The sequence below is a fragment of the Halomonas sp. DP3Y7-2 genome (assembly GCF_019800795.1).
GTDB lineage: Bacteria > Pseudomonadota > Gammaproteobacteria > Pseudomonadales > Halomonadaceae > Halomonas > Halomonas litopenaei_A.
Genome location: NZ_JAHVKJ010000010.1, coordinates 193,143 through 204,929 on the forward strand (window position 1 = coordinate 193,143; position 11,787 = coordinate 204,929).

General features: G+C 59.8%; 9 protein-coding genes. 6 read left to right on the plus strand and 3 right to left on the minus strand.

Annotation, left to right across the window (positions count from 1 at the left end):
* Positions 1-17 precede the first annotated feature (17 nt).
* The 3 genes from eutB to KUV45_RS13220 all read left to right on the plus strand — a co-directional run bounded on the left by eutB (position 18) and on the right by KUV45_RS13220 (position 3,085).
* On the plus strand, positions 18-1,037 hold the full coding sequence (eutB, locus tag KUV45_RS13210; protein ID WP_222161755.1) for a hydroxyectoine utilization dehydratase EutB: 1,020 nt from the start codon (positions 18-20) through the stop codon (positions 1,035-1,037).
* A 129-nt stretch (positions 1,038-1,166) separates the two neighbouring features.
* Positions 1,167-2,108, plus strand: coding sequence for a cyclodeaminase (locus tag KUV45_RS13215; RefSeq protein ID WP_222161756.1), 942 nt, complete (start codon positions 1,167-1,169; stop codon positions 2,106-2,108).
* A gap of 161 nt (positions 2,109-2,269) precedes the next feature.
* Positions 2,270-3,085, plus strand: coding sequence for a DUF1206 domain-containing protein (locus KUV45_RS13220; RefSeq protein WP_206939705.1), 816 nt, complete (start codon positions 2,270-2,272; stop codon positions 3,083-3,085).
* 19 nt (positions 3,086-3,104) lie between these two features.
* Here KUV45_RS13220 and KUV45_RS13225 read toward each other — a convergent pair whose 3' ends face one another.
* Positions 3,105-4,013, minus strand: a complete 909-nt coding sequence (locus KUV45_RS13225) for a DMT family transporter (RefSeq protein ID WP_222161757.1) — start codon at positions 4,011-4,013, stop codon at positions 3,105-3,107.
* 729 nt (positions 4,014-4,742) lie between these two features.
* Here KUV45_RS13225 and dctP point away from each other — a divergent pair.
* The 3 genes from dctP to KUV45_RS13240 all read left to right on the plus strand — a co-directional run bounded on the left by dctP (position 4,743) and on the right by KUV45_RS13240 (position 8,990).
* The gene (gene dctP, locus KUV45_RS13230; RefSeq protein ID WP_224851825.1) at positions 4,743-5,924 is read left to right on the plus strand and encodes a TRAP transporter substrate-binding protein DctP; all 1,182 of its coding nucleotides are present in this window, start codon (positions 4,743-4,745) and stop codon (positions 5,922-5,924) included.
* Positions 5,925-6,060: 136 nt separating this feature from the next.
* Complete coding sequence (locus KUV45_RS13235; protein ID WP_206939699.1) at positions 6,061-8,256, plus strand: TRAP transporter large permease subunit; 2,196 nt, start codon at positions 6,061-6,063, stop codon at positions 8,254-8,256.
* Between the two features lie 344 nt (positions 8,257-8,600).
* Complete coding sequence (locus tag KUV45_RS13240; RefSeq protein WP_206939697.1) at positions 8,601-8,990, plus strand: DUF4168 domain-containing protein; 390 nt, start codon at positions 8,601-8,603, stop codon at positions 8,988-8,990.
* Positions 8,991-9,066: 76 nt separating this feature from the next.
* Here KUV45_RS13240 and KUV45_RS13245 read toward each other — a convergent pair whose 3' ends face one another.
* Both KUV45_RS13245 and KUV45_RS13250 read right to left on the minus strand, forming a co-directional pair.
* Complete coding sequence (locus KUV45_RS13245) at positions 9,067-10,308, minus strand: nitrate/nitrite transporter (protein ID WP_222161758.1); 1,242 nt, start codon at positions 10,306-10,308, stop codon at positions 9,067-9,069.
* Between the two features lie 21 nt (positions 10,309-10,329).
* On the minus strand, positions 10,330-11,493 hold the full coding sequence (locus KUV45_RS13250) for a M20 family metallopeptidase (protein ID WP_222161759.1): 1,164 nt from the start codon (positions 11,491-11,493) through the stop codon (positions 10,330-10,332).
* Positions 11,494-11,787: the final 294 nt, after the last annotated feature.

Below are 11,787 nucleotides of genomic sequence, written 5' to 3' on the forward strand. Positions count from 1 at the left end.
CATAAAAGGAGACAGCCATGCAAGCCTCCACGTGCTCTGCCCATGGCGTGAGCCTGGACGAGATCTTCAAGGCCCGACACCGGATTGCCGGCCAGGTGACACGTACACCGCTGGTGTTGTCGCGACCGCTGTCCGAACGCTTTGACGCTGAGGTGTATCTCAAGCTCGAAACCTTGCAGCCCACCGGCGCGTTCAAGCTGCGCGGTGCCACCAACATGATCGCCGCGCTGCTGGAGCGAGATGGACGCGATGCCCTGGCACGTGGCGTGACCACCGCCTCCACCGGCAACCATGGGCGCGCGGTCGCCTATGCGGCGTCGCGTCTCGGGGTACCCGCCGTGATCTGCCTGTCGCGATTGGTGCCGGCTAACAAGGTCGCCGCTATCGAGGCCCTGGGCGCCCAGGTTCGACAGGTGGGAGCCAGCCAGGATGAGGCCTTCATGGAGGTGGCGCGCTTGGTGGAGCAGGAGGGCATGACGCTGATCCCTCCCTTTGATGACCCCCTTATCGCGGCGGGCCAGGGCACCATCGGGATCGAGCTGCTGGAAGACCTGCCCGAGCTTGACCGAGTGATCGTGGGGCTGTCCGGTGGAGGACTGCTGGGAGGCATTGGGGCCGCGATCAAGGGCGTGCGTCCTGCTGCCCGCGTCAGCGGTGTCAGCCTGGCCGAGGGGGCCGCCATGCATGCCAGCCTCACGGCGGGCTATCCGGTAGAGGTGGACGAGGTCGAGAGCCTGGGAGACTCCCTGGGTGGCGGTATCGGCTTGGACAATCGCTGCACCTTCGAGCTGGTCAAGCAGGTGATGGACGACCATTGCCAAGTGTCGGAGCGTGCCATCGCCCAGGCCATGGTGGACCTGCTCGAGCACGACAAGATCCTGGTGGAAGGGGCCGCCGCTGTCGGTTTGGCGGCCATGGCGCAGGGCCATCTGGACGTTCGCGGAGAGCGCGTTGTGCTGGTACTTTCCGGCAATGGCGTTTCGCTGGATACCCTTGACCAGGCGCGCCGGTGTGCGGCCGATGGCCCTCGCGGCTGAGGCGCGCACTTGAGGCCCGCACTTGAGGCCTGCACTTGAGACCAAGGTTGGATCCAGCGTCCGCCTCAGAACTTTCTTCACAGGGCACCGATAGGTGACAGGTGTCCTATCCATGACAAGGAGCCATGCATGCAGCTCTTCAACCGCGAACAGATTCGTCAGGCTGTCGCTATCGACCATCACGCCCTGGCAGCCGTCGAAGAGGGCTTCGCCGCGCTGGGGCGAGGCGAGGTGGTGCAGCCGCCGATCCTGTCCATGGCCATTGAGGAGGCTAATGGCGAAGTGGACGTCAAGACCGCCCATATTCGTGGTCACGACCGCTTTGCGATCAAGGTCAGCCCAGGGTTCTTCGACAATCCCAAGATAGGCCTGCCGAGCCTGAACGGCCTGATGATGGTGTTCTCGGCCCGCACCGGTCTGGTCGATGCGGTGCTGTTCGATGAGGGCTATCTGACGATGGTGCGCACCGCCTTGGCGGGCGCCATCGCTGCCAAGTACCTGTCGCGTGACTCCAGTCGTCGCGTCACCGTGCTGGGAGCCGGGGAGCAGGCCATCCGGCAGGTCGAGGCACTGCGGCTGGTACGTGACATCGAGATCGTCGATGTGTGGTCTCGGCGTGGGTCGGCTGCCGAGGAGTACGCCGAGACCATGCGTGCGGCTGGGCTTACCGTGAATGTCCATGGCAGTGTGCGTGAGGCCTGCGCGATGGCCGACATCATCGTCACCACCACGCCTTCCCAGGCACCGATTCTGGAGGCCGCCGACCTGCCCGAAGGGGTGCATGTGACCGCCATGGGCTCGGATAGTCCGGATAAGCGGGAGTTGGCCGAAAGCGTACTGACGCGTGCCGACGCCTTTGTCTGTGACACCCGCGCCCAGAGCGAGTCCAACGGCGAGCTGAAGGCGTTTCATGGACGTGAGGTGCCGTTCAAGGTGCATGAACTGGGCCAGGTCATTGCGCGTGGGGATCGTCTGCGCCTGTCCGATGCCACCATTACCGTGTGTGACCTCACCGGGACGGGCGTGCAGGATACGGCCATTGCCGCCCATGCCCTGAATCGGCTGGGCTAGCGGCTCATCGCCAGAACGTCAGGGCGGTGATGGCCAAGTTTGCCAATAACAGGCCGAATCAGGACGATTCCAGACGCTGGGGGAGGCTGCGCTGCCAATCGTTTTTGCTGAAACGAGATTTTTTGCGGAGGATAGAGGGGTCTTGAGCGTCTGGAGCTGTCATGCCCTCTCTACCTGCGCCTCTACGTCATCGGCGTAGATGGATCGTCATCCTGGCGCGACTTGGCTATACCGCCAAGGGCGTTGTCTATCTGCTGATCGGAATCCTGGCCGCGCTGGGGGCGGTGGGACTGGGCGGTGACAATGTCGGCACCAAGGAAGCCCTGGCTCATCTGGCGCGGCAACCGTTTGGCTCGCTGATGCTGGCGGCACTGGTGGCGGGGCTCTATGCCTATGCCGCCTGGCGTGGCTTGCAGGGACTGTTCGATGTGGAGAATCGTGGCCGTAGTCTGAAGGCCCTGGGCACACGGGCGGCGCTGGTGATCAGCGGACTCATCTACGCCAGTCTAGGCTGGTACGGGCTTGAGCTGCTGGATGATCCTCACGAGACCACAGGAGGGGCAGAGGAGCGAACAGCGATGCTGATGTCCCACCCTGGCGGTCTCTGGCTGGTGGCCGCACTGGGCCTGATCTTTATCGGTGTTGGCGTGCGCCAGTCTTGGCGTGCGTTGACCGCCAGCTACTTGGAGCGCTGGCGACGACAGGACATGAGCAAGCGCCAGAAAGACCTCGCGTCAGGGCTCAGCCGCTGGGGCCTGGCCGCTCGCGGTGTCGTCTTCGCACTGATCGGAGGCTTTCTGCTGGCTGCTGCCTGGCAGGCCGACCCAGGCCAGGCGGAGGGGCTGGGTGGGGCCTTGGATGCTCTGGCCGCCCAGCCCTTTGGCCCATGGTGGTTGGCCGCGGTGGCAGGAGGACTGCTCAATTACGGCACCTACTGTGTGATCAATGCTCGCTTCCGACAGGTGAAGGTGGACTGATGCGCCCGGTGCCGGCGCATCACCTGCCGCGCTTGGCACGGATCGTCAGCGCCACCCCGGCGATGGCGATGACCATGCCGGCCAGGGATAGCGCCGGCAGGCCTTCATCGAAGAGCCACCAGGCCTCGACCGCGGTCACCGGCGGAACCAGGTAGAACAGGCTGGCGACCCGGGAAGCTTCTCCGCGCTTGATCAGCAGCATCAACAGCAGAATGGCCGCGATCGACAGCACCAGCACCAGCCAGCCAAGGGTCAGGACAAAGGTCAGTGTCCACTCGACCTCGCGGCTTTCCAGCAGCAGGCAACCCCCACCGAGCAGCGCCAGAGCGCCCAGATATTGCACCACGCTGCCCCCGAGCAGAGGCATGCCGGTACAAAAGCGCTTCTGGTACAGCGTTCCCAGCGCGATACCCAGCAGCGCGACCAGCGTACAGGCCAGCGCAGGCCAGCCGAACCCGTCGAAGGACAGGGCCGACAGGTCCATCTTGCCGCCCAGCACCAGGCTGACGCCTGCAAGCCCCATCACGAGCCCCAGCCATTGCACCGGTGTGAGCCTCTCGCCAAGCAATGGGCCCGCCAGTGCCGCCGTTAGCAGCGGCTGCAGGCCCACCAGTAAAGAGGCCAGCCCCGCCGGCATACCCAGACTGATGGCATAGAACACGCCGCCTAGATAGGCCCCATGGACGAGGCACCCCGACACGGCGACGTGCCCCCACAGACGCAGCCCCTGTGGCCATGCCGATCGAGTGAGCAACACAATCGGTACCAGCAGCGCCAGGGTAGCGATGAAGCGGATGGTCAGAAAGGTGAAGGGCTCGGCGTAGGGCAGGCCGAATTTGGCACCGATGAAGCCGGTACTCCACAGCAGTACGAAGACCAACGGCATGGCTGCTGTCAGTCCGCCAGGCAGCGTCTTCGTGCTGCTCATGGGTGCGTCTCGGAGCACACGTCAGGCGCTGTGATGGTGGTGGCGACTGTGGCGAATTCAGTGGCGCATGCAGTGATGGATACAGTGGTCAGTAAGGGCAGCAATACCGGCGACTGCCGAGAAGACAGGATCCGTTCCATGGAGAGGCTCCTTTGCGATAAGCCAGGGCCCGGAGGTGCGAGCCGTGAAAGCAGAGCCCATGATGCCTGAAAAGGCGGCCGGGCTGGAGCTGCCGATGTCCCGTCGCTGTCGTGCTTTGGTCGTAGGTCGAGACGTCGTCAGATGATTGGTCAGACCATGATTTGGGTTGTTTTTACAAGTTTTTTTGCCTCTATGGGCACTGGTCAGACCAATCGGAGAGGGCACTTGCGTTGAAACACTGCGTTGGCCGTATTAGTGCTTTTCGCTAGCTTTTTTTCGACGACAGCCGTCCCGCGACAGGTGTGTGCTCTAGTGAATCAGGGCTCCGTTCCATCAGGGCTTTAGGAGCAAAACGGTGAGCCGGCATATGGCTGCGCAGCAGCTCGAGCCGCACATCACCCAAGCTCTGATGCCGCATCGCTGGGGAAATACCTGCAGTCAGGTGGCGGATGTCTGCGCATGGACGCGTGCAGGGCCTGGGTCCCATCCAGAACGCCTGCGGTAGTCAATGATGACGCCATGGATCGACAACAACAACGCACCTGGCACCGCCGACCCTCGGCGTGCCGATCCACCTGGAGTTTTGCCATGTCTCCGATCGACAAGTCCCGGCAAGATCAGCCTGGCATGTCTACGACACCTCTCGATACCCATGCGGCCGCTGCCAGTCCTGTGACGCCGGATCGCCGCCGCTTCCTCAAGGCTGCGGCGGTCGGCTCTGCCGCTGCGGTGGCGGCTCCCTGGGTCGGCAATGTGCAGGCTCAGCAGGGCATTCGCATCCGCATGCAATCGTCCTGGCAGCCAGGGACGACCGGCTATCGCATCTTCGAACAATGGGCTAACGGTGTGGCCGAGGCCACCAGTGGTGAAGTGACGATTGAGCCTTTTCCTGCCGGCGCCGTCGCCGGCGCCTTCGAGGTAGCCGATGCGGTTCGTAATGGGGTGCTCGATGGACAGAACTGGTTCACCGTCTACTGGCCAGGAAAGATGCCGGCTGGGGTGTTTCTGACGGCCTACCCCATGGGCCTGTCCGTGCCTCACCAGTGGGACATGATGTTCGGCGCTTACGGCGGCTTCGGTATTGCCAAGGATCTTTACCGCAAACAGGGTCAGGAACTGCTGGGCTACGTGCACCACGACCTCAACCTGATTCACTCCAAGGTGCCGTTGAGAAGCTTTGACGACTTTGAAGGAGTCAAGATCCGCATGCCGGGCGGCATTGTCGCCGAAACCTTCGCCAAGATCGGCGCCCGTACCACGCTGCTGCCTGGCTCAGAGGTCTATCCGGCCCTCGAGAAGGGGACGATTGATGCGGCGGATTACACCGGTGCGGCGGTCAACTTCGAACTGGGCTTCTGGCAGGTGACCGATTACATCATCATGGGCCCGCCTTCGACGCCCTGTCTGCACCAGGCGGTAGACCTCATGGACATCGCGGTCAACCGCCGCGTCTACGAGCGCATGTCCGATCAGACCAAGGACCTGATGCACGACCTGGTCGCCGCCTACTCCCGCGAGCACTACGCCGCCATCCAGAAGGCCAACGCCGAGGCCTGGCCGAAGTATCGCGAGAAGGGTGTCGAGATCATCCACCTGTCAGAAGAGGATGCCGACCGCTTCCGCGATGCCGCGATCCCGCTGTGGTTTGAATGGGCCAACAAGGATCCGGATGCGGCGAAGCTGTTCCGCGCCCACCTCAACACCATGCTCGACCCGGCGGTGGCCCTGATCACCGAAGAAGACATCAAGGATTTCGAGCTCAACGCTTGAGGGCAACCGCGACGCTGGGGCGCCAGCGTCGCGAGTACTCCTGAATGACTGACGTGCCGCCCGGGACTGCCCGATCGGCTTCGATGAATGGTCCGTGGTCGCCTGCAGCAAGCCGGCGGCCTGCGGAGGAGCGTCAATGAATCTTCAGATCGATTTCGTTCTGCCTCACTGGCTGTACTGGTCGGTGTTGGCGGGGTTGCCGCTGGTCGTGATGCTGTTGGTGGACAGAAGTTTTCGCCGCGGCGGTCAGGTCAGCGGTAGTGATACGGCCGAGACGCCTGTGTCGTCGGAGCAGGCTGACTATGTGCCGCCGGGAAATGCGCTGACGGCGGGTATCGACCGCATCTCGGGGTTCGCCGGTCGCTATGTGGCTTACTGGTCGCTGATAGCCCCCTTTGTCTTCACCTACGAAGTGCTGATGCGCTACGCCTTCAACTCGCCGACCAACTGGGCGCATGAGTCGATGACCCTGATGTTCGGCATGCAATACCTGCTGGCGGGCGCCTTCGCCCTGCGTGAAGGGGGGCATGTACGAGTCGATATCCTCTACCAGCGGGCGGCGCCGCTCAACAAGGCAGCGCTGGACCTGGTCACCTCGATTTTCTTCTTTATCTTCACCCTGGCGCTACTGACCACCGGGTGGCGCTTCTTCTCACAGTCGGTCAGTGATGTCTGGTGGTTTGGAGACAGCTACGCCAATGAGGTGTCCTTCACCGAATGGGCCGTACAGTATTATCCGGTCAAATTCATGCTGTTCCTGGGGGCATTGCTGTTGCTGTTGCAGGGCATCGCGCAGCTGATTCGCGATATGCAGTCCTACGCCCATCACCGCCAGAGCCACGCCGGTAGCCGGACCTTTGCTGCCGTACTGGTGGGGCTGGCTCTGCTGCTGGGTGCCTACACGCTGTATGAAGTGGTCAACATCGCTCTGACCGACTATGAAAGCCTGGCGATGAGCCTGGAGAATGCCCTGGCCACCGTCGGCATTGGCGAGCTGACGTTACTGATGTTCGGCACCTTGATGGTGGTCCTGGTGGCTGGGTTGCCGCTGGCCTTCGTCACCGGTGGGCTCGGTGTCGTCTTCCTGTACCTGGTGGGCGATCAGCACATGCTGAACCTGATGCCATCGCGGATCTTCCCGATGATGACCAATTACCAGCTGTCCGCCATCCCGCTGTTTATCTTCATGGCGGCGGTACTGGAGAAAGCGGGCATCATCGAAGAGCTGTTCGATGTGGTCTACAAGTGGATGGGGGGCCTCAAGGCCGGGCTGGCCATCGCCACCATCATTGCCTCCACCTTGCTGGCCGCCATGGTCGGTGTGATAGGGGCCGCCGTTGTGACGATGGGGCTGATCGCCTTGCCGGCGATGCTCAAGCGCAACTATCAGCCCGAGATAGCGCTGGGCTCGATCATGGCCGGCGGCACCCTGGGCATTCTGATCCCTCCCTCGATCCTGGCGATCATCTACGGCGTCATCGCCCAGCAGTCCGTAGGCGAGCTCTATCTCGGCTCGCTGATTCCTGGTCTCCTGCTGGCGGGCATGTACGCCTTCTATTGCTGGATGCGGGGTACCTTGAACATCAAGGTGGCACCGCCGATGCCGGTGGAAGATCGCGTGTCCAGCGCCGAGAAGCTGAGGCTGTTGCGCAATATGCTGGCGCCCATCGCGCTGGTGATGTTGGTACTCGGGATCATCTTCACCGGCGTCGCCACGCCGGTGGAAGCGGCCGGTATCGGAACCTTCGGTGCCTTGCTGGTGGCGGCACTGCATAAGCGCCTGACCTGGCCCAATCTGCACGCCGCCTGCATGACGACTTTGGTGGCCACGGCGATGGTGATGTGGATCATCTTCGGCGCCAGCATCTTCGTCGGCTTCTACATCCTGCAGGGGGGCCAGACCTTCGTGCAGGACCTGATCGCCGGCGCTGGGCTCGGTCCTTACGCGGTACTGGCGTTGATGATGGTGTTGCTGGTGGCGCTGGGCATGTTCCTGGATTGGGTCGGTATCCTGCTGTTGGCGGTGCCGATCTTCGTGCCGCTGATCAAGGGGCTCGACTTTACCGGGGTGCTGGGGCTGCCTGGCGTAGATCCCGCCGATGTGTCGCTGTGGTTCGGGGTCATCTATCTGGTCAACATGCAGATGTCATTTCTGAGTCCTCCCTTTGGCTATGCGTTGTTCTACATCAAGGGCGTGTGTCCTCCCCATATCACCATGGGGCAGATTTTCCGCTCATCCTTCCCGTTCCTGGCTCTGCAGGCCTTGGGGCTGTTGCTGGTCATCCTGTTCCCGGCGCTGGTGACCTGGCTACCCAACCTGGCTTACGGATAGCGCCGGCTAGGCCAACGCTTCTCCCCTGTCGCCGGAGCATCCGGTGGCAGGGGAGACAGTGCTTGGCTTGCTAGCCGCAGGCGCGAGTGTCGGCACATCCGCGCCGGCACGGCCGAGTCGCTGCCCCCGCTACGTAGTGACAGAAACCGCGAGAAGTGTCCGCTATTCTGCACTTCACCTGACGCAGCGTTGGCGTACCATGGAGTCAGCTCTTCACGCTGATGTCGCTCGCTGGAGACAGCTGGCTTGCATTCCGTAACACGATCGTGGGGAACCGATGCGAACGTGTGTCGTCACAATGGGCGAGCGATTGACGAATTCTCAATGACCTCCTGGAGGACTTCATGCAACGATTCACTGCCCTGATTACTGCCGCACTGCTCTCCGCCGGTCTGATGAGCGCCACGGCCCACGCTCAAGACGCCAGCGCCCAGGCATCGTCCAGCGCCGACGTGGAAGCAGCAGTACAGGCACAGAACTTCTCTGACGCCGAACTGCAGAAGTTCGCCGATGCGTCCAAGGAGATCGCTACGATTTCTCAGGATTACACCCAGCGCCTGCAAGAAGCCGAGGACCAGCAGGCCCAGCAGGATGTGCGCACCGAGGCCAACCAGAAGATGGTCGAGGCCGTACAGCAAAGCGGGCTCGAGGTGGAGAAGTTCAATGCCATCGGCCAGGCCATTCAGCAGAATCCTGACATGATGAAGCGCGTTCAGGAGATGGCACAGTCCTGATAGGTGACTGTCCATAAAGACGCCCCCTCCGGCTTTCCGCCGGAGGGGGCGTCTTCGTTTTGGGGACAGCCTTGCGTCAGTGGCTGACCTGGAGGGCCAGCTTTCTTGCTCTGGCGCTGATGGTGAATGACGCAATCATTCCCAGCACGCTGACCAGGGCCAGGGTGAGGAAGATATTGTGGTAGCCAAGCGCCTTGTCCAGATCTAGCCAGTGGCCGAAAAGCGTCGCTGAGAACAGGTCGGGAGAGAACCCAATCACCGAAGCAATACCTGCAGCGGTAGCCATCAGAGATGCCGGGATCTTGGTTTCACTGGCGATGGAGAACACGATGCCGTAGAGCGACAAGCTGAAGATGCCTGGCAGCAGGGAATAGAGGCTGACCATGGTCGAGCTGGCATTTTCTGGCATGTAGATCACGCCGGTGTAGAGCAGGGCAAGGATCGCGAAGAGTACCACGAACCAGCGGCTGGTCGATTTGAACACCTTGTCGGCGATGAGACCGCTGACGGGAGCGAGTATGTAGAACACGTAGGTTCTGAAGATGGTAAGAATGCCAGACTGCTCAGGAGAGACCCCATAGATGTCGGTCAGATAAGGCGTAAAGTAGACGTTGCTGGAGAAAATCATGAAGGCGGCAAAGATAATGACCGAGAAGATCCAGAGCACTGGGCTCTTGAGCAGGACCACGATCTGCGAGCTATCAAAGTTATTGGTAACAAGGTTGCGGGACGCCTCGCGATCCTCCTTGATGAGGAACCAGACGACGGCTGCTGCAATCGTGGTACTGATGCCGTAAATCATGACAACGTAGAAGAATTGCTGCGACATGTCGTCCGAGAAGCCTAGTACCCACACAGCAATGCCATTGATGGCCGCGCCGAAGAGTCCGTTGCCCATGTAGTAAAGTCCATACATGAACCCTTGCTCTTTTTCTCCCCCGATCAGGCGAATCGTTTTCATGAGGGCGCCCCAGAAAACAAATACGGTAGAGAACGATAACAGGAACCAGATGGCCAGACTGATGCCATAGCCCATGTTGAAGGCGTAGATAAAGGTCAGTATTGACGTCGAAAGTAGCGATAAAATAATACAGCGCTTAGTGGAGCTCTTATCTGCCAGAATACCCCCTGGGATCATCAGCAGGGTGGTGCCCACCGTATAGATAGTGGTCAGTAGGCCAATTTGCTGGTTGCTGATATCCATCGCCGCAATCTGGTAATCGTAGAATACATACCTGATGTAGGGAATGAGATAGATGGTCGCCCCGGCCGATGATAGTGCCAGTATCTGTAGATACTTAAATAGCTTTGCGTTCATGGGTGTTCTCTGCAGATGGATTTACTTGAGGAGAGAAGAAGCATAATCGACAAGAAACGCCACGCCGTTGATCAGGCCGGCTTCTTGCATATCGAATTTCGAATGGTGCAGCGGATACTGTCCCTCACCTTTTCCGATGCCGATGAAGCCAAAGCATCCCGGAACCTTCTGGAGATATTCCGAGAAGTCTTCACCCGCCATGGAGGGCGCGACTGAGACAAGTGCGGACGGTCCAAGTGTATTGATGACGGACTGCTGTGCCAGCGATGAAAAGTGTTCGTCATTCTCGACGAATGGTGCTCCATAGAGGTATTCAATCTCGTAGGTTGCGCCAAACGATGAGGTAACACCCTGCACGATGGTTTCAATACGCTGTTTTATGGTGTCTCTCGTGTCATTAGAGAAGTAGCGACATGTGCCCTTGAGGTGGACGGTATCGGGAATAGCGTTGTGAGCGACTCCGCCATTGACCGCGCACACGCTGACCACGGTGGGAAGGAAGGGATCAACCTGTCTGCTGCAGATACTCTGAAGGCTGGTAATGACATGCGCAGAAATCAACACAGGATCGATGGTCTGGTGAGGCATGGATCCATGGCCGCTGCTTCCTACGATGGTGATATCGAAGAAGTCGGCTTCTGCCATGCGCGGACCGCTATCGACAGAGATGGTGCCGACGGGAATATCTGGCCACACATGTAGTCCAGCAATGGCAGTCATATCTTCAAAAAAATCGCTTCTTTCGGCCACGATCTTCTGAGCGGCGCCCTCAAGCTCTTCATCAGGCTGGAAGATAAGTTTGGCTGTTCCTTTGAACGTATCTCTGTTCTCCGACAGGAACTTGGCAGCAGTCAGTAGCATGGCAATATGGCCGTCGTGGCCGCATGCATGCATCACCCCTTGGTTTTTTGAGGAAAATGAGACGCCAGAGGCTTCCGTGACTGGCAGTGCATCAATGTCTGCACGAAGGCCAAGAACGACATCCCCAGGTTGACCTTCAATGGTTGCCAGTATTCCAGTACCACACACCTCCTTTTCATAGGAGATGTTTAATTTGTCGAGCTCATGGCAAATACGCTCTGCCGTTTTAAATTCCTGCTGGCTCAGTTCTGGGTTTTCGTGGAAATGCTGACGTAGATCAATGGTGTATCTGGCGTTCTCTTTCGCAAACTCTAAAGGTGTCATGCTGATGCCTTCTGGATAGGAATTTAACTTCCGCTTATACGCGATGCGTTTTTTCGCGGAGCTGCTAGAGGTGTTGTCGATTAATATTTTTTAATAGCGCGTTCTTGTTTGCAATAAAAATGCATGGCGGTTTCGGATGAAAAATTGACATTCCTCTATGGAAAAGGCATTTGCTTCTGCTTCTACACGAACTGCTTGTATATGAGATGATTCACCATAATGACTTTTTTAGGTCTTTCGGCTTTTCACTTATCTTTTAAGGACTGCCCGAGGAAAGCGCTCGCTGTACCAGAC